Raw genomic sequence first — 19,188 nt, forward strand, 5'->3', positions numbered from 1 at the left:
CTATCCCCTACGCTCGTCCGATGCGGCAATCAGGGACATACGTTCAACGATATCGCGCAGCATGAGGACTGCGCTCCCGAGCTCTTTATCAAAGTCAGTCATGAGATGGTTCAGCACAGCAGCGGTCTTAAAGCCAAATTGCTCCATAGCGTCACCAAGCTTGTCAGTGACCATCTCCGAATACTCGCCAAAATCGCGCGCAGCTTCTTGCCCCTTACTCAGCGCAAGCTGAATATCTTTCAACGTTGCCTCGCGCGCACTCGCTTCAGTCGCCATCAAGCCAGAAATACCTTCGACACGACTGCTAGCTTGAGACAAGGCTTGAGATGCAATGGTCAGCGTGTCTGTGCTGGTCCGGAGGCTGGCTGCACTCTGATCCAACCTGGAACCTAGCTGTCCAGATTGCTCATGCAGGCCGGCCAGCGATCCACTGGTCCTCTCCAATCGATCGACCACTTCGTTCAACGCCGCCATCATCGATGCAACCTGCGCAGCACCGCTCTCAAGTTTCCTAATGGACTCAAGCGTCACATCGTAAATGCCTTCTGCGAGCTCTGCTGCTCGGCGAGAAGACTCTTCCCCGGCCTTCTGCACCTCAGCGGAAGCTTCAACAATTCGACGCGTCGCGTCCGCAGCAGCCTCGCCCACTTGGTTTGCCCCAGCGGCCTGGGCAGATGCCATCCTTTCTACTGCATTCTGAACGTGTGTCAGCATTTGCACCTGAGCACCGCCCAGCGCCTCTGATTGCTGGCGCTCATGTGATGCGAGAGATGACAGAAGTTCCCCCATTGCACGCTGGATGCCCTCAGAAGACGCGTTAGTAGCGCTCTGCATGTCGTCGACAAGTTCTCGGAGGCTCTCCTCGACGCGCATGATTGATGCAGCAGTCTGCTGCATCATGACGCTCAGATGTCCCATCTGAGCTCCCATCGTGTCGCGCATCTGGGCCATGAAGGTCCCCATCAAGCTCTCGATCATCTTGCCAGCCGAAGCGGACTGTTCTTGGCTTGCGAGCTGAACCGTATCGGCAATCTTTTGGAGCGGCGCCTGCAGGCTCGTCTCCAGACTTGCACCAATATCGTTCGAAAGCTGATGCGTTGCTTCAATTTGACGTTCGGTCAAATTGGTCAAAAGAGCCTTCAGGTCTTCAACCAGGCTTTCCTTGAGCTGCTTTGTCTGTACTGCACCATCTTCAGACGACCTCACCAACTTGGAAAGGTACTCCTCGCCGACACCAGACTTGAAAAGGCCGTCCAGTGCCAATGCAATCGACGTGATCGCGTGCACGTTCGCTGCATACAGTAGCTTCTCTAAGATCGTGCAGATCATCGCCAGGCCAATCGCAACCGCAGACAGAAGGAACGCACTACCGACGTGGCCGAAAAGACCGCCGAGACTCGCTTTCAGTGCGTCTGGTTCCACTGCTTTTACATCAAAGCTCTGTAAGCCCGCGATAAGCCCGCTGAAGGTCGCGATGATTCCGAGTCCGGTAAAAATCCCCGGGAGATGCTTGAAGAACTCTGTGTGCAGAGTGCTGTCGACCACCAACTCCGCATTGAAGAACGACTCTGCGGGGACGGTTGCACGAACGGCTACGATTTCTCGATCAATACCTTGATTGGCAGTCTGCTCATGCAGCGTGTCCTCGTACTCCGCCCAGTTTGGTCGGAGCCGACTCTTGGCGAAGAGCTTGCTGAGTTCGCGCTTGACGAGGGGGGGCGACTTCCCCGCGTGTAGGCGAACCGCATTCCCCAGTCGCTTCAGTGACACAAGAAGCGCAGTCGCCCGGAACAAGAAAAAGAAGAGAAAACAGAGAAAGAGGACTGTGATGATCGAAGCAATCAGAGTATGTAGCCAATCGCTGGTTGCTGCGACCCAAAGCATGTTCATTTCTTCTCAATCCCCTTTATTAGCTCTTCAACTTGCTGGCGTTTTCCCACTGCATCCCAGCCATGATTCCCAGTTCCCACTGGCATTCGGTCTCCGCCAGCGCTACTTAGGCATCAGCCGAAGTTGCGAGAGAGCTTCTAAGTAGCTCTCCACCACAACCTTCTCACCCTTGGTGCCGGTAGTGTAACCGCGTCCTCTCATCAAATCAGGCGAGAACCAAGTGCCATCGCTGGCTATCGGTACTAACCTGCAGTCAGCACCGCAACTGTACTCTCCAGTCCGGATCGCCGTTTCTGGAGCGCGAGCTGCGCCAGGCCAATGAGATCGTGCGCAAGGCCAGCGCGTATTTTGCCCAGGCGGGGCTCGACCGCCGGTTCAAGCCATGACGGCGTTCATCCACGAACACCGCCACGTCTACCGGGTCGAGCCGATCTGCAAAGCGCTGCCGATCGCCCCGTCGGCGTACTACCGGCAGATGGCCCGGTGGTCTGATCCGGCCACCGCGCCCTCGCGTGTCCGTCGGGCCGAACGGCTGTGCAGAGATATCCGGCGCGTGTGGGATGAGAACTGCCAGGTCTACGGCGTGCGCAAGGTCTGGCGGCAGTTGCGGCGTGAGTCTGTCGGTGTGGCCCGCTACACGGTGGCGCGGTTGATGGGTCGACTCGGGCTGCACGGAGTGGTGCGCGGCAGGGGTGTGAGGACCACGATCAGCGATAATGCGGCATCGTGTCCGCTAGACAAAGTAAATCGGCAGTTCCGGGCCGTGCGGCCGAATGCGCTGTGAGTCAGCGACTTCAACCTGCATGTCGACCTGGCAAGGGTTTAGGTGGCCTTCGTGATCCACGTGTTCGCCCGCCGCATCGTCGGCTGCAAGGTCTCCAGCTCGGCTCGCACAGACGTCGTGCTCGACGCGCTGGAGCAGGCACTGCATGCCCGACGCGGTGATGGCGATGGCGCGCTCACCCGTCACAGCGATCGCGGCGTGCAATGTGTCGAACCGCTACACCGAGCGGCTGGCTGAAGCGGGCATCGAGCCCCTCCGTCGGTCGGTAGCGCCGGTGACAGCTACGACAACGCACTGGCTGAGGCGATCAACGAGCTGTACAAAGCAGAGGTCATCCACCGACAGTCCTGGCGCAAACGCGAGGCGGTGGAATTGGCCACGCTCGACCGGGTTGACTGGTTCAATCACCAACGACTGCTGGAGCCGATCGGGAACATCCCGCCAGCGGAGGCCGAAGCGGCCTACTCTTGGCAACTGGACAGTACAGTTGCGACCTGGCTCAAACCCACCAGCTTCCGGGAAACCCGGACGGTTCAGAGCGACGCATCAGCAATGCGTAGTTCATGCCTGACGGATCAATGACTTAGCCGGGATCCGTGGCAGATCTGTGGCGTTGGCGGGCTATGTGCGGCATCGGCTTGGATCGTCAAAATTTACCCAAGTCATTGAATTTTACGGAAAGTATGTTTCCTTCTTGCTTGGAATTCCGGGCCGTTGCTATGATGAATGGCCTCGCCGGAATAGCTCAGTTGGTAGAGCGGCGCATTCGTAATGCGTAGGTCGCAGGTTCGACTCCTGTTTCCGGCACCAGGTTCAAGCCGATAAAAACGCTCCATCAGATCAAGGGTTGGCCGGTTTCCGTCCGACCCTTTCGTCTGTATGCCCTTCTGAAAATCAGGCACGCAGCAGCCGCGATCTGGTGGTCGGCGAACGGGGTGCCTGTTGCCGGGACGTGCTATGCGTCGGTGAAGGCGATTTTTGGCAGGTCTCATGTCGATTTACTGAGGCCGTCCTATGGTCTGGGCCCGAGGGGGATCACACACCATAGGAGCCTGCCATGTACATGCACAACAAACGCCTCCAGTACACCGTCCATGTAGCTGAACCCAATCCTCAACTGGCGGTCCTGCTTTTGGAGCAGTTCGGCGGGCCGCAGGGCGAGCTGGCCGCGGCCATGAGGTACTTCACCCAGGCCCTGGCAGAAGATGATCCTGGCCGCAAGGACATGCTTTACGACATCTCCACCGAGGAGCTCAGCCACCTTGAGATCATCGGCTCGATCATTACCCTGCTCAACAAGGGCACCAAGGGCGAGCTGGCCGAAGGCATGATCGAGGCCGCTGGAATGCGGCTTCTCACCGGCAACAGCACCAGTCAGACAGAAGCCATTCTGTACGGCAGTGGCGCGGCTCTGGTGAACTCATCGGGCGTGCCGTGGACGGCGGCCTACATCGATACCATCGGTGAGCCGACTGCAGACCTGAGATCGAACATTGCCGCAGAAGCGCGCGCCAAGATGGTCTACGAACGCCTGATCAACGTGACCGACGATCCGGGAATCAAGGATGCGCTCACGTTCCTGATGACGCGCGAAATCGCGCACCAGAAGTCCTTCGAAAAGGCCCTGTACGCCATCACGCCAAACTTCCCGCCAGGGAAACTGCCCGGCGATCCCGCATACACCGACCTGTACTTCGATATTTCCCAGGGCGCCGGCAATGCCAGCGGCCCCTGGAATCAGGGCGCGCAATGGGAAGTCGTGGACGATCGCGACGCCCAGTCGGCGGTCGATGGTGGGGACGGCAGCGCAAGCGTGGAGCTTTCGAAAACGCAGAAGGCCGCGTTGCAGGCCTTTGCCGCTCGCACGGCCTCCAATCCGGAAGGCGACCCGCTGACCGGTGCCGATCTGGGCGCCGGGCCCGGGGCGGGGGCGACCAAGAATCCGGCAGCCGAGCCCTGATCTGCCGTCTGATACGCCCCGATCAGGACCGCGCCGTTTGCGAGCGGCGCTGGAAGTCAGCAGGTCATTTTTGGCCTGGATCTCGTTTGGCCGCTGCATGCGGTATTGCGCCTCCCCTCATTCGTTAAATCGGTTTGATGCTCATCGCCGGCAAGCGCATCGCGGCGATAACGAGGCATGGGGGAGGGTAGGCATCCCACCCTGTAGGAGATCGGAGATGGCAACGGCAACCCCAAAACGCGACATCCTCAAGACCCTGCGCAGTGAGCACGACGAACTGCGCGCCCTGTTCGAGCAGATCAATGCCACGACCGACCGCGCGGTCAAAACGCGCGCCGAGCTGCTCGGCAAGGTGGAGGCGGGGCTGCTGCCGCACGCCAAATGGGAAGAAGAGGTGTTCTATCCGGCGATCCGCGAGCGCGCGGATCGAGACGGCAAGAAGGCCATCGCCGAAGCCTATCTGGAGCACCACGCCATCGAATCGGTGGTGATACCGGAAGTGAAGGCCTCGGACACGGCAAGCCCGGAGTTTGCCGGCGCGGCGAAGGTATTTGGCGAGCAACTCGATCACCACGCCACCGAAGAAGAAGGCACGGTTTTCAAGCTAGCCCGGGCATTGTTCAGCGTCGAGGAACTGGCTCAGTTCGACCAGCAATACCAGGACTGGAAGGCATCGGCTGCAGGCCTTGCGCAGATCGGTGCCGAGAAGGTCAAGGGGGCGGTCAAGTCCACTGCGCGGACCCTGGCTCAATGACAAACACAGGCGGGCCGCCACGGCCCGCCACGGCCCGCCATTATGAGGGAAGCCACCATGAGCAATCACCCCCGGAAGTCTGTCTTGCCCAGGTCCGGTGCGCAGGGCGCTTCAGAAAAACCGAATCAGGACGCGCAGCATGATGAGGCGCTGGAAGAAACCTTTCCGGCCAGCGATCCGATCTCGCCCTTCGTACCGGCGGTCCGGGACCCGGGGAATGGGAAGGAAGAATTCGCCACCAATGAGCACAGCGATCAGGCCAAGGGACATACCGCCGAGACCTGGCTCAACGATGAGAAGGCGCTGCGCAAGCACCACGACATGCCCGACGATCCAAAGGAATCGCACGTGGATCCAGAGCACGATTACTCGGATCCAAGTGGGCAGCGGGATTGAGCGCGGCATGGCGGGATGGGCCGATGCCGGATTCGCGCGATGGCCAGGCCCAGTGGTTTCAGACATCCATCCACGGAGAAAGCAATGCAGGCATTGACCTATCACGGTTCCAGGGACGTTCGGGTTGAGACAGTCCCCGATCCCACGCTGATCGAGTCCGACGACATCGTGCTGCGGGTCACCGCGACCGCCATCTGCGGGTCAGACCTTCATCTGTTCCACGGGAAGATTCCCGAAACCAGGCACGGGGACATCTTCGGGCACGAGTTCATGGGCATCGTGGAGGAAGCAGGGCCGGCAGTCACCGAGCTCAAGGCGGGCGATCGGGTCGTGATCCCCTTCGTCATCGCGTGCGGCCAGTGTTTTTTCTGCGAAAACGACCTGTTTGCAGCGTGCGAGGCGACCAACCCCGACCAGGGCGCGAGTCTGCGCAAACGCGCGAGCATGACCCCGCCCGCGGCCTTGTTTGGCTACTCGCATCTCTACGGGGGCGTGCCCGGAGGCCAGGCCGAGTTTGTGCGGGTGCCAAAGGCGAACGTGGGCCCGTTTGCGGTGCCGGGCAGCCTGGCCGATGAGAAGGTGCTGTTCATGTCCGACATCCTCCCCACCGGCTATCAGGCCGTGCTCAACGCCAAGATCCAGGCTGGCTCCAGCGTGGCGATCTTCGGCGCCGGGCCGGTTGGCCTGATGGCGGCGGCGTGCGCGCGCATGCTGGGCGCAGAGCAAATCTTCATGGTCGATTCGGAACAGTACCGCCTCGACTTCGGCGTGACCGCCTATGGCGTCATTCCGGTGAACCTCAGTGACGGCGATCCCTCCGAACGCATCCTGGAGAAGACCAACGGGCGGGGCGTGTCTGCTTCCATCGATGCGGTGGGGTTCGAAGCCAAGGGCAGCACGACAGAAACCGTGTTGAGTACGCTCAAGCTCGAAACCAGCTCTGGCGAAGTGATCCGCCAATGCATCACGGCAACGCGGCGCGGCGGCGTTGTCAGCGTCCCTGGCGTCTATGCAGGATTCATCCATGGGTTCCTGATTGGCGATGCCTTCGACAAGGGCTTGACCTTTGCCATGGGACAGACCCATGTGCACAAGTACCTGCCTGAACTGTTGCGCTACATCGAGGAAGGGACCCTGGACCCTGAGATCATCATCTCCCATCGCATGAAGCTGGCCGATGCTGCGCAGGGCTACAGGATCTTCGATGAGAAGAAGGACGCCTGCCGCAAGGTCGTGCTTACCCCTTGACGGGAATTGCCAGGACGCGGGGGCGAACTCCTGGATTGATGGTGACATGGCGGCGCGGGCGATCCCCCGCGCCGCCGCTCGCACGATGGCCACGGTGGCCCTGGCCGATCACGTGGCCCCGGGTGGTCGGCAGCAACGCCGCTGCCCGCATGCTGGCTGGGCAGGGGTCAGCCCGCGCGCTGTTTGGGAGTCGCGCGCGGGCGGTGGCCAGTTCCGCTTGTCCGGGGATGGGAAGGCTGTGCATCCGGCGCCTGCCCGGGCGAGATTGCGGCAAGGCCGAGGAAGGGGATCTGCCAGGGGATTTCCCAGATGCTGCGGGACAGCATAAAATGGAGCGGTTCTAGCACTTGCCCGCCTGCGACACGGCCTGCCTGAAGGCGACCGCCACGCGCGACAGTGTTACGGGCGACCAGAGGCACGGCCGTCCGCTAGGAGTCGATTTCTTCTCGCAACTGGATTGACCATGTCCCTGCTGAAGCTTCCTGGACGAGCGCGTCCATGGATTTTGCTGGCCAGTGTGTTTCTCGGCGGATGCCAGTCCGCCATTCTCAACCCCAAGGGTCAGATCGGCATCGACGAGCGCAACCTGCTGGTGACCTGCACGGTACTGATGCTGCTGGTGGTGGTCCCGGTCATCGTGATGACCCTGGTATTCGCCTACCGCTACCGCGCCACCAGGCAGCACCGCTACGAGCCGGAGTGGCACCATTCCACGCCGATCGAGATCGTCGTGTGGGCCATCCCCTGCGTGATCATCACGGTGTTGGGTGTGCTGGTGTGGCGCTCCTCGCACGCACTGGATCCATACCGCCCGCTCGATTCGGAGGTCGCACCGGTCACCATCGAGGCGGTATCGCTGGACTGGAAGTGGCTGTTCATCTATCCCGACCAGGGCATCGCGGTGGTCAACGAGATGGTGTTCCCGGAGCAAACGCCGCTGAACTTCCGCATCACCTCCGATTCGGTGATGAACTCGTTCTTCATTCCGCAGTTGGGCACGATGATCTACTCGATGGCCGGCATGGAGACCAAGCTCCATCTGATCGCCAACGAGCAGGGCAGCTTCCGTGGCCTGTCCTCGCACTACAGCGGCAAGGGCTTCTCGGGCATGCATTTCAAGGCCCTGGCCACCGACCAGGCTGGCTTCGACGCCTGGATCGCCAAGGTCAGGGCCTCGGGCCGTGCCCTGGATGCGGCGGCCTACGCAGAACTGGCCAAGCCCAGCGAAGACGTGCCTCCGACCTACTACGCTTCGGTACAGCCCGAGCTGTTCGACGCCATCATCGCCAAGTACATGATGGGTTCGCACGGCACCGGTGAGCACAGGATGCCAGGCAGGGACAACCCGGCCGAGCCGGGCACCGAAGCGGCCGCGCAGGCCAACGCACACGCCGGCGATTACGCCACCCCGGATGCCGCTTCCGGGGCGGCCGACAACGGCGATTCGGACGCACACGACACCCATTCGATGGATTCCATGCCCGGCATGGGGGACACGCACCACGACGACGCCCCGGCGCCGGCGGGTGGCACGCAGACTTTGCAGGAGAAGCACTAATGTTGCTGGGCAAGCTGACGCTCGAGTCGATTCCGTACCACGAGCCCATCCTGATCGCGACCGCCGCAGGTGTCGGCCTGGCCGGTGTCCTCGTCGTGGCGTTGATGACCTACTACAAGAAGTGGGGCTGGCTGTGGCGTGAGTGGCTGACCACGGTGGACCACAAGAAGATCGGCGTGATGTACATCTTCGTGGCGTTGGTGATGCTGCTGCGCGGCTTCGCCGACGCGATCATGATGCGCATGCAGCTGGCGATGGGACATGGCGGCAACGAGGGTTTCCTGCCGCCGCATCACTACGACCAGATCTTCACCGCGCACGGCGTGATCATGATCTTCTTCATGGCCATGCCGTTCATCACCGGCCTGATGAACCTGATCGTGCCGCTGCAGATCGGCGCACGCGATGTGGCGTTTCCATTCCTGAACTCGCTCAGCTTCTGGCTGTTCGTGGCCGGGGTGGTGCTGATGATGCTGTCGCTGTTCGTCGGCGAATTCGCCCAGACCGGCTGGCTGGCGTTCCCGCCGCTGTCCGAGCTCCAGTACAGTCCGGGGGTCGGCGTCGACTACTACATCTGGGCCCTGCAGATCTCCGGCCTGGGCACCACGCTCACCGGCGTCAATTTCGTGGCGACCATCTTCAAGATGCGCGCTCCGGGCATGACCCTGATGCGCATGCCGATCTTCACCTGGACCGCGCTGATCACCAACATCCTGATGATCGCCGCCTTCCCGTTCCTGACCATCAGCCTGGCGCTGCTGACCGCGGACCGTTACCTGGGCACGCACTTCTTCACCAACGACGGCGGCGGCAACGCCATGATGTACATCAACATGATCTGGATCTGGGGTCACCCGGAAGTCTACATCCTGATCCTGCCGTGCTTTGGCGTGTTCTCCGAGGTGGTCTCCACGTTCTCGCGCAAGCCGCTGTTCGGCTACACCTCCATGGTGTGGGCGACCAGCGCCATCGGCGTGCTGTCCTTCATCGTGTGGCTGCACCACTTCTTCACGATGGGTTCGGGCGCCAACGTCAACGCGTTCTTCGGCATCACCACGATGATCATCGCGGTGCCCACCGGGGTGAAGATCTTCAACTGGCTGTTCACCATGTTCCGCGGCCGCATCGAGATGACCTCGATGATGTACTGGACGGTGGGCTTCATCGTCACCTTCACCATCGGCGGCATGACCGGCGTGATGATGGCGATCCCGGCGGTGTCCTTCGTGCTGCACAACAGCCTGTTCCTGATCGCGCACTTCCATAACGTGATCATCGGCGGGGTGGTGTTCGGCTGCCTGTGCGGCCTGACCTACTGGTGGCCCAAGGCCTTCGGCTTCAAGCTGGTGGACAAGCTGGGCAAGGCCTCGTTCTGGTGCTGGATCGTGGGGTTCTTCATCGCCTTCATGCCGCTGTACGTGCTGGGCTTCCTGGGCATGACCCGTCGCCTGAACACCTACAACAATCCCGAATGGGTGCCGTGGCTTTACGTGGCCGCCTGTGGCGCGGTGATCATCGCCTGCGGCATTGCGCTGAACATCATCCAGATCGGCTGGAGCATCTGGAAGCGCAACGACAACCGGGATCTCACCGGGGATCCATGGGATGGCCGCACACTGGAGTGGGCGACCTCTTCGCCGGCACCGTTCTACAATTTCGCGCACCTGCCCAAGGTCACCGGGCGTGATCAACACTGGGCCGACAAGCAGGCAGGGACCGCCTACCAGCGTCCGACCCACTACGAAGACATCCACATGCCGCGCAATACGTCCATCGGTGTGTTCATGGGAGCCTTCGGGGTGTTGCTGGGCTTTGGGATGGTCTGGCACATCTGGTGGATGGCCATTGTTGGCCTGGTCGGCATGATCGGCAGCTACATCGTGCGCACCTTCGATGAAGACACCGATTACTACGTGCCGGCCGCCGAGGTCGCTCGCATCGAGAACGCGCGCTACGACCAGCTCGATCGGCTGCGTGCCGCCAAGCCGCAGGAGGCTGTCTGACCATGTCCGCCACGACCACGATCAACCACGCGCGCCCCGACGGGCATGACCATGATCAGGATCACGGGCACCACGATGCCGGCGGCACCACGGTGTTCGGGTTCTGGATCTATCTGATGAGCGACTGCCTGCTGTTCTCGGGGCTGTTCGCTGCCTATGCGGTGTTGTCCGGTTCCACCGTGGATGGACCGACCGGCAAGGAACTGTTCGACCTGAAGTTCGTGCTGGGCGAGACGTTCCTGCTGCTTTGCTCCAGCCTGACCTTTGGCCTGGCCATGATCGGGGCGCACAAGGGCAGCAAGGCCACGCTGCTGGGCTGGTTGTTGGTGACCTTCCTGCTGGGTGCCGGCTTCCTGGGCATGGAGCTGTACGAGTTCAACCACCTGATCGCCGAGGGCGCCGGCCCGGGCCGCAGCGCGTTCCTGTCCGCCTTCTTCACCCTGGTGGCCACCCACGGCCTGCACGTCACCGCTGGCATCCTGTGGATGATCGTGCTGGTCATCCAGGTGCTGATGCGTGGCCTGACGCCGAAGATGATGACGCGCCTGTCGTGCCTGAGCCTGTTCTGGCACTTCCTGGACATCATCTGGATCGGCGTGTTCACCGTTGTCTATCTGCTGGGAGTCCTGTGATGAGCGGTCCTGTCCACCCCTCCGATGATCACGCGCACGGCGCGCTGCACGACGCCGGTGCCAGCCATGGCAGCGTGAAGTCCTACCTGGTCGGGTTCTTCTGGGCGGTGCTGCTGACGGTGATCCCGTTCGCGCTGGCCATGACCGGCTTCTTCCCGGCGGGCGTCACCGCGGTGGTCGCGGCGGTCCTGGCCGCGGTGCAGATCGTGGTGCACCTGGTGTATTTCCTGCACATGGACCGCTCGGCCACACAGCGCTGGAACGTGCTGGTATTCGTGTTCACCGTGCTGGTGATCGGCATCGTGATCGTGGGGTCGCTGTGGGTGATGCACAACATGAACGCAAACATGATGCATTGAGGCTGCTACCAGGATTTGCCCGCGCACAAGGCCACCCGCAGCGGTGGCCTTGTGCGTTGGGTGCACGGTGCACTGGTGCGGACCCGGACCATGACCAATGGCAGGAACGCCAGTGCCATGTCAGGCGATAGGATCGACAGGTGCGCTACCTCTCCCTCTCGAATCCGTCTGGAGTCGCCATGAAGATCATCTTCCCGCCCGTCGCACTGGCCGTATTGTGCGCGCTGGCCGGGACTGTCCACGCCCAGCAGTCGTCCACGCCTGCCCCGCAGGACATCCCGTATCCGGGCACGCTGCGCGTGGAGGTGGACGCCACCGACCTGAATCGCCGCATCTTCAAGGTGCGCCAGACCCTGCCGGTCAAGCCTGGCGAGCTGACCCTGTTGTACCCGCAGTGGATTCCCGGCAATCACAGCCCGAGCGGCCAGATCAACAAGGTCGCCGGCCTGACCTTCACCGCCAATGGCAGCAAGCTGGAGTGGAAGCGCGATCAGTACGATGTGTACGCGTTCAAGGTGCAGGTGCCGGAAGGTGCGAGCGAGCTGCAGGTCGCGTTCGAATACCTCTCGCCGCTGGCGCCGGGCCAGGGCCGGGTGGTGATGACGCCCAGCATGCTCAACCTGCAGTGGAACCTGACCACGCTGTATCCGGCCGGCTACTTCGCGCGTCAGATCCCGGTCCAGGCCAGCGTCAAGTTGCCGGCCGGCTGGTCGTACGCCACTGCCGCCGAGACCGCCTCCAGGGCCGGCGATACAGTGCAGTTCAAGACCCTGGGCTGGGACATGCTGCAGGATTCGCCGCTGTTCGCCGGCCAGTACTACAGGCAGTTCGACCTGAGCGTGGGCGATACGCCCGTCAAGCTCAACGTGTTTGCCGACACGCCCAAGTCGCTGGAGGCCAAGCCCGAGCAGGTTGCCAGGCACAGGGCGCTGGTCGAGCAGGCCTACAAGCTCTACGGCGCGCACCACTACGATCACTACGATTTCCTGCTGGCCCTGACCAGCCAGCTGGGCGGCATCGGCCTAGAGCACCACCGCTCCAGCGAGAACAGCGGCAGCCCGGATTACTTCAGCAAGTGGGACGAGACCTGGGCCGGCCGCGACTTGCTGCCGCATGAGTTCAACCACTCCTGGAACGGCAAGTTCCGTCGCGGCGCCGACCTGGCCACGCCCAACTTCAACGTGCCCATGGGCGACAGCCTGCTGTGGGTGTACGAGGGTCAGACCCAGTTCTTCGGCTACGTGCTGGCCGCGCGCTCGGGCCTGTGGTCCAGGGACCAGGCGATGGATTCGCTGGCCAATGTCGCAGCCACCTACGCCAGGGGCCGTCCGGGCCTGGAATGGCGCGCGCTGCAGGACACCACCAACGACCCGACCATCAACCGTCGCCAGCCGCAGGCGTATCGCAACTACCAGCTGAGCGAGGATTACTACGCCGGCGGCCAGATGATCTGGCTGGAAGCCGACGCCAGGCTGCGGGCGCTGAGCAAGGGCAAAAAGTCCATCGACGATTTCGCCAGGGCGTTCTTCGGCATGGACAACGGCAGCTACGTGGTCAGACCGTATGACTTCGAGGAAGTGGTGGCCACGCTCAACGGCGTTGCGCCTGACGACTGGGCCAGCTTCCTGCGCGATCGTCTGGATGGCAAGACGGGGCTGACCGGCGGCATCGAGGCCAGCGGCTGGAAGCTGGTGTTCAGCGACAAGCCCAGTGTGTCGGTGAAGGCGGGCGAGACCCGCGGCAAGAACGTCAATCTGACCTACTCGCTGGGCATGGTGGTGGGCAACGACGGCAACGTGGGCGACGTGCTGTGGGACGGCCCGGCGTTTCAGGCCGGCATCGCCCCGGAGATGACCGTGGTGGCGGTCAACGGCCTGGCCTTCACCGGTGATGCGATCAAGGACGCGGTGACCGCGGCCAGGACCGACAAGGCGCCGATCGAACTGCTGGTCAAGCGCCTGGACCGCTACGAGACCTTCAAGGTCGACTACCACGGCGGCCTGCAGTATCCGTCGCTGGAACGCATTGCCGGCACCACCGACACGCTGACCAAACTGCTGACCGCCAGGTAGTCGCACGCCGCGCAGGCAATCGCGGAAGTTGAAGGGCCGCACCCGGTGCGGCCCTTTCTCGTCGCAGTCACCGCCTGCAGCGGGCGTGGTTCACCGCTCAGGCGCCGGCGCTCGCACTGCGATCTGCTTCGTTTTTTTTGGGGACAAGCGATGGCCGTGGCGGGCCATCGCCGGCGATCAGGCCACCTCGTAGGCGCCGTAGCTGCGCAGGCGTTCGTAGCGGCGCTGCAGCAGCAGGTCGATCGGCAGGTTGTCCATCGATGCCAGTTCGCCGACCAGCACGGCCTTGAGCCGGGTGGCCATCGCGCGCGGATTGCGGTGGGCGCCGCCGCTGGGCTCGCGCACCACCTTGTCCACCAGCCCCAGGCCCTGCAGGCGCCTGGCGGTCAGGCCCAGCTGTTCGGCCGCATCCTTGGCCTTGCCGGCGTCCTTCCACAGGATCGAGGCGCAGCCCTCGGGGGTGATGACCGAGTAGGTGCTGTATTCGAGCATGATCGTGCGGTCGCCCACGCCGATGGCCAGCGCGCCGCCGGAGCCGCCCTCGCCGATCACGGTGCAGATGATCGGCACCTTCAGCTCGGCCATTTCGATCAGGTTGCGGGCGATGGCTTCGGACTGGCCGCGTTCCTCGGCATCGATGCCCGGCCAGGCGCCGGCGGTGTCGATCAGGGTGAGGATCGGCAGGCCGAAGCGCTCGGCCATCTTCATCAGGCGCAGTGCCTTGCGGTAGCCCTCCGGCTTGGGCATGCCGAAGTTGCGCATGATCTTTTCCTTGGTGGCGCGGCCTTTCTGGTGGCCGATGATCATCACCGCGCGGCCGTTGATCCGGCCCAGGCCGCCGATGATGGCCTTGTCGTCGGCGAAGGCGCGGTCGCCGGCCAGTTCCTGGAACTGTTCGCAGAACACCTTGATGTAATCGGCGGTGTGGGGACGGGCCGGATGGCGCGAAAGCTGCGAGACCTGCCAGGGCGTGAGATCGCGGAAGATCTGGGCGGTGCGCACGCGCAGCTTGTCCTGCAGGGCGCGCACTTCGGTATCGACATTGACCGCCGTGCCGGCGCTGGCGTTGCGCAGTTCCTGGATCTTGGCTTCCAGGTCGGCGATGGGTTGTTCGAAATCGAGGTAATTGGGAGTCATCGACAAGCGCGTGGCCGTAAAGCGGGCAGTTTAGCCCAAGCCGGCGCCAGGCCCCGGCAGCGGGCAGTGCGGCGGCGCAACGGCTGGCACGGCTTCAATGCGTCCAGGGGCGCTGGCCCATGGCCATCTTCACCGCGCGCACGCCGGGCAGCTCGCGCAGGGTGCCGACCAGCTCGGCATCCACGCGCACCGACTGGCTGCCGTTGATCTCCAGCGTGCCGGCCACGCCCTCGGGCAGCAGCAGGTCCAGACGCAGCGAGGTGCTGCCGGGGCGACGCTCGGCCAGCAGCGACTCGATCCGCGCCAGCACGCCGGGCACGCGCAGGTCCAGGCGCATGGACAGCTTCTGCGCCTGTTGCACCAGCTGCGCGTAGTCCCAGCACTGGCGCAGGCGCAGGGCGTAGCCACCGTTGAATTCGTCCTCGCGCAGTTCGCCCTTGACCACCAGGATGCGGTCGCGGGTGAGCAGGTGGCCGAAATCGCCCATCGCATCGGAGAAGGCGCTGCATTCGACCCGGCCGCGGCCGTCTTCGAGGGTGACAAAGCTCTGGCTGTCGCCCTTCTGGCGCACCGCCACGACCTTGCCGGCCAGCACCGCGGTCACGCCCGGGCGCCAGCCCTTCTTCTCGCCGCCGCTGAACTGGGCGTTGACGATGGTCTCCAGGCTGCCCAGGTCATTGCCGACCAGCGCCTTGAGGTCATCGCGATAGGGATCCATCGGATGGCCGGACAGGTAATGGCCCAGCGTCTCGCGTTCGCCATTGAGCTTGTGCGCCAGCGGCCATTCGTCCACTTCCGGCAGCTCGACCTCCAGCGCCGGGCCGCTGTCGCCGCCGCCGAACAGCGAGTTCTGGCCCGAGGCGCGTTCGCGCGCGAGCTGCTCGGTCACCTTGATCACTTCGGGCAGCTGCAGCATCAACGAGGCGCGGTTGCGGCCCAGCTCATCCAGCGCACCGGCATTGACCATCGCTTCGAGCGTGCGCCGGTTGAGTCTGGCCGAACCGACCCGCTTGCAGAAATCCAGCAGGTCGGTGAATGCCCCGCCACGGGCGCGCTCGGCCACGATCGCCTCGCACGCGCCCTGGCCGACGCCCTTGATCGCGCCCAGGCCGTAGCGCACGGTCCTGGCGTCGGTGGCCACGAACATGTAGTCGGAGTGATTCACCTTGGGCGGCAGGATTTCCAGTTCCATCACGCGCGCCTCGCCCAGGAAGCCGACCACCTTGTCGGTGTTGTCCATGTCCGAGGACAGCGTGGCGGCGAGGAACTCGGCCGGGTAGTGGCGCTTGAGCCAGGCGGTCTGGTAGCTGACCAGCGCGTAGGCGGCCGCGTGCGACTTGTTGAAGCCGTAGCCGGCGAACTTCTCCATCAGGTCGAAGATCTCGTCGGCCTTGGCCGCGCTGACCCCGCCCGCGGCCGCGCCGGTGCGGAAGATCTCGCGGTGTTTGGCCATTTCCGCCGGCACCTTCTTGCCCATCGCCCGGCGCAGCAGGTCGGCGCCGCCCAGCGAGTAGCCGCCGACGATCTGGGCCATCTGCATGACCTGCTCCTGGTACACCATGATGCCGTAGGTGTCCTTGAGGATCGCTTCGGTGCGCGGATCGGGATAGATGATCTGCTGCTGGCCGTGCTTGCGCGCGTTGAAGTCCGGGATCAGGTCCATCGGGCCGGGGCGGTACAGCGAGACCAGCGCGATCAGGTCCTCGAAGCGGTCCGGCCGGGCATCCTTGAGCAACCGGCGCATGCCCGCCGATTCGAACTGGAACACCGCGCCGGTGTTGCCGGCGGCAAAGATGTCGCGGTAGGTGGCCTGGTCGTCGAGCGGGATGGCGGCGATGTCGAGCAGAGGCCGGGACTCGGGACTCGGGACTCGGGACCCGGGAGAAGCGATGGCAAGGTCGTGGCATTCCGCCAACGCTGCCGCTGTTTCTACTCGCGAGGTGTTCTCCCTTGGCACCGGGGCAGGATTGCCGCCGGTTGGCTCTTCCGGGTCCCGGGTCCCGGGTCCCGGGTCCCGAGCGTTTCGCGAGGTGTTCTGCGTTGGCACCGGGGCAGGATTGCCGCCGGATGGCTCTTCCGGGTCCCGGGTCCCGAGTCCCGGGTCCCGAGCGTTTCGCCAGGTGTTCGCCGTCGGCACCGCGGCAGGATTGCCGCCGGATGGCTTTTCCGGGTCCCGGGTCCCGGGTCCCGGGTCCCGAGCGTTTCGCGAGGTGTTCTCCCTTGGCACCGGGGCAGGATTGCCGCCGGATGGCTCTTCCGGGTCCCGGGTCCCGAGTCCCGGGTCCCGAGCGTTTCGCCAGGTGTTCTGCGTTGGCACCGGGGCAGGATTGCCGCCGGATGGCTCTTCCGGGTCCCGGGTCCCGAGTCCCGGGTCCCGAGCGTTTCGCGAGGTGTTCTCCCTTGGCACCGCGGCAGGATTGCCGCCGGATGGCTCTTCCGGGTCCCGGGTCCCGGGTCCCGAGTCCCGGCCGTTGATGGCCTTCACCGCCCAGTCGATGATCGTCAGCGTGCGCAGGCCGAGGAAGTCGAACTTCACCAGGCCCACTGCCTCCACGTCGTCCTTGTCGAACTGGGTGACCGGGTTCCTGCCCCGGGTGCCTTCGTCGTGTTCGGCAAACAGGGGACAGAAATCGGACAGTGGCGAGGGCGCGATCACCACGCCGCCGGCATGCTTGCCGGCGTTGCGGGTCAGGTCCTCGAGCTGGCGCGCCAGCTCGATCAGGTCGCGCACATCGTCCTGCTCGCGATAGCGCTGGCTCAGCTCGGACGAATGCATGGATTCGTCCTTGCCTTCGCCCAGCGCGTCCTTGAGCGTGATGCCCAGGATGTTGGGGATCAGCTTGGCCACGCCGTCGACAAACCCGTACGGAAAGCCCAGCACGCGGCCGACATCACGGACCACGGCCTTGGCCGCCATGGTGCCGTAGGTGATGATCTGGCTGACCCGGTCGCGCCCGTACTTGCGCGCCACGTAGTCGATGACCTCATCGCGCCGGTCCATGCAGAAGTCGATGTCGAAGTCGGGCATCGACACCCGCTCCGGGTTGAGGAAGCGCTCGAACAGCAGGTTGTACGGCAGCGGATCCAGGTCGGTGATCTGCAGCGCCCAGGCCACCAGCGAACCGGCGCCCGAACCGCGACCCGGGCCGATCGGGATGCCCTGTTGCTTTCCCCACTGGATGAAGTCGGCCACGATCAGGAAGTAGCCGGGAAAGCCCATCTTGATGATGGTGTCCAGCTCGAACTCGAGCCGGTCCAGGTAGTCCTGGCGGGTCTTGCCCGGCGCCAGCGGGTTCTTCTCCAGGCGCGCCTCCAGGCCGTGGCGGGCCTGGCTGCGGATCCAGCTGTCCAGGGTCTGATCAGCGGGCACCGGATAGGCCGGCAGGAAATAGGTGCCCAGTTTCAGTTCGAGATTGCAGCGCTGGGCCAGGGCCCAGGTGTTGTCGATCGCATCGGGCACATCGGCAAACAGGGCCGACATCTGCGCGGCGGACTTGAGGAACTGCTCGGGGCTGTACTCGCGCGGACGCTTGGGATCGTCCAGCACACGGCCCGAGGAGATGCACACCCGTGCCTCGTGCGCGTCGAAGCCGGAGGCCTCCAGGAAGCGCACATCGTTACTGGCCACCACCGGCAGGCCGCGCGCGGCGGCCGCGTGCAGGGCAAAGGCGTTGAAGGCGTCCTCACCCTCGCGGCCGGTGCGGGTCAGTTCCAGGTGCAGGTTCTCGCCGAATGCGCGCTGCCAGCCGGCCAGGTGCTGTTCGGCCAGGTCGTGGCGGCCGCCGCCGGCCAACCGCCCGGCCTGGCTGTTGCGGCCGATGAGCCCGAACAGGCCGGTGGTGTCGCCGCGCAGCCAGGCCGGATCGATCGCCACGCCATCGCTGCGGTGGCCTTCCAGCCATGCGCGCGTGAGCAGCCGCGAGAGGGTGAGATAACCGCTGTGGTCGCGACACAGCAGGGTGATCGACCACGGCGTGCCGTCTTCCTCGACGATGCTCACATCGGCACCGGCGATCGGCTTGATCCCGACCGCCTCGCAGGCCTTGTAGTACTTCACCAGCGCGAACAGGTTGTTGCGGTCGGTGACCGCCAGCGCCGGCAGTTGCAGCTGCACCGCCGCGCTGACCAGGTTGGGCCGCTTGGCCTTGGCCGGGAAGCCTTCGTCCGGCTTCTCGGGCACGCGAATGGTCGAATCCGCCAGCGAGAATTCGGTGTGCAGGTGCAGGTGGATGAAGCGCGAGGACATCCGGGGCAGTGTACGCAAGGCAGGGAGGGCCGGGCAGGCTTGACAGCGCCGGGCCGGGCCCCGGGAAGGACGCGCGATCGGCAGGCGCGTGGCCTGTTCAGGCCATCCAGGCCGCGTGCTGCGTCAGGTTGGAACGGCGGCGCGGCGGG

At 63.9% G+C, this 19,188-nt stretch carries 11 protein-coding genes, 1 tRNA gene, 2 pseudogenes and 1 other annotated feature; of the genes and pseudogenes, 11 read left to right on the forward strand and 3 right to left on the reverse strand.

Annotation, left to right across the window (positions count from 1 at the left end; genetic code table 11):
* A complete protein-coding gene (gene zorA, locus D9R12_RS00535; RefSeq protein WP_122226964.1) occupies nucleotides 1-1,890 on the reverse strand; it encodes an anti-phage ZorAB system protein ZorA in 1,890 nt (629 codons plus the stop codon).
* Between the two features lie 299 nt (nucleotides 1,891-2,189).
* Here zorA and D9R12_RS00545 point away from each other — a divergent pair.
* From D9R12_RS00545 to D9R12_RS00595, 11 genes and pseudogenes are all read left to right on the forward strand, one after another.
* Nucleotides 2,190-3,256, forward strand: a pseudogene (locus D9R12_RS00545) (IS3 family transposase); the annotation flags it as partial.
* Nucleotides 2,231-2,347: a sequence feature (AL1L pseudoknot), on the forward strand. It overlaps the preceding pseudogene by 117 nt.
* Before the next feature lie 152 nt (nucleotides 3,257-3,408).
* Nucleotides 3,409-3,484: transfer RNA gene (locus D9R12_RS00550), tRNA-Thr, on the forward strand.
* A gap of 247 nt (nucleotides 3,485-3,731) precedes the next feature.
* On the forward strand, nucleotides 3,732-4,634 hold the full coding sequence (locus D9R12_RS00555) for a manganese catalase family protein (RefSeq protein WP_122226966.1): 903 nt from the start codon (nucleotides 3,732-3,734) through the stop codon (nucleotides 4,632-4,634).
* A 217-nt stretch (nucleotides 4,635-4,851) separates the two neighbouring features.
* On the forward strand, nucleotides 4,852-5,388 hold the full coding sequence (locus D9R12_RS00560; RefSeq protein WP_122226968.1) for a hemerythrin domain-containing protein: 537 nt from the start codon (nucleotides 4,852-4,854) through the stop codon (nucleotides 5,386-5,388).
* Between the two features lie 57 nt (nucleotides 5,389-5,445).
* A complete protein-coding gene (locus tag D9R12_RS00565; RefSeq protein WP_122226970.1) occupies nucleotides 5,446-5,784 on the forward strand; it encodes a hypothetical protein in 339 nt (112 codons plus the stop codon).
* 84 nt (nucleotides 5,785-5,868) lie between these two features.
* Nucleotides 5,869-7,032, forward strand: a complete 1,164-nt coding sequence (locus D9R12_RS00570) for a zinc-dependent alcohol dehydrogenase (protein WP_122226972.1) — start codon at nucleotides 5,869-5,871, stop codon at nucleotides 7,030-7,032.
* Between the two features lie 463 nt (nucleotides 7,033-7,495).
* Nucleotides 7,496-8,359: pseudogene (cyoA, locus tag D9R12_RS00575) on the forward strand (ubiquinol oxidase subunit II); the annotation flags it as partial.
* Nucleotides 8,360-8,592: 233 nt separating this feature from the next.
* The gene (cyoB, locus tag D9R12_RS00580; protein WP_122227623.1) at nucleotides 8,593-10,593 is read left to right on the forward strand and encodes a cytochrome o ubiquinol oxidase subunit I; all 2,001 of its coding nucleotides are present in this window, start codon (nucleotides 8,593-8,595) and stop codon (nucleotides 10,591-10,593) included.
* Nucleotides 10,590-11,225, forward strand: a complete 636-nt coding sequence (gene cyoC, locus D9R12_RS00585) for a cytochrome o ubiquinol oxidase subunit III (protein WP_193384100.1) — start codon at nucleotides 10,590-10,592, stop codon at nucleotides 11,223-11,225. The genes cyoB and cyoC overlap by 4 nt, the downstream gene beginning before the upstream one ends.
* Complete coding sequence (gene cyoD, locus D9R12_RS00590) at nucleotides 11,225-11,584, forward strand: cytochrome o ubiquinol oxidase subunit IV (RefSeq protein WP_122226976.1); 360 nt, start codon at nucleotides 11,225-11,227, stop codon at nucleotides 11,582-11,584. The genes cyoC and cyoD overlap by 1 nt, the downstream gene beginning before the upstream one ends.
* Nucleotides 11,585-11,763: 179 nt before the next feature.
* Complete coding sequence (locus D9R12_RS00595; RefSeq protein WP_122226978.1) at nucleotides 11,764-13,656, forward strand: M61 family metallopeptidase; 1,893 nt, start codon at nucleotides 11,764-11,766, stop codon at nucleotides 13,654-13,656.
* Between the two features lie 177 nt (nucleotides 13,657-13,833).
* On the opposite strand, the gene D9R12_RS00600 is transcribed toward D9R12_RS00595, so the two are convergent.
* Complete coding sequence (locus tag D9R12_RS00600; protein ID WP_122226980.1) at nucleotides 13,834-14,793, reverse strand: acetyl-CoA carboxylase carboxyltransferase subunit alpha; 960 nt, start codon at nucleotides 14,791-14,793, stop codon at nucleotides 13,834-13,836.
* A gap of 94 nt (nucleotides 14,794-14,887) precedes the next feature.
* Nucleotides 14,888-19,039 carry a DNA polymerase III subunit alpha gene (gene dnaE / locus D9R12_RS15975; protein ID WP_244919616.1) on the reverse strand — a complete coding sequence of 1,384 codons (4,152 nt, stop codon included), beginning with the start codon at nucleotides 19,037-19,039 and terminating at the stop codon, nucleotides 14,888-14,890.
* Nucleotides 19,040-19,188: the final 149 nt, after the last annotated feature.

It is taken from the genome of Pseudoxanthomonas spadix (assembly GCF_003703395.1).
GTDB lineage: Bacteria > Pseudomonadota > Gammaproteobacteria > Xanthomonadales > Xanthomonadaceae > Pseudoxanthomonas_A > Pseudoxanthomonas_A spadix.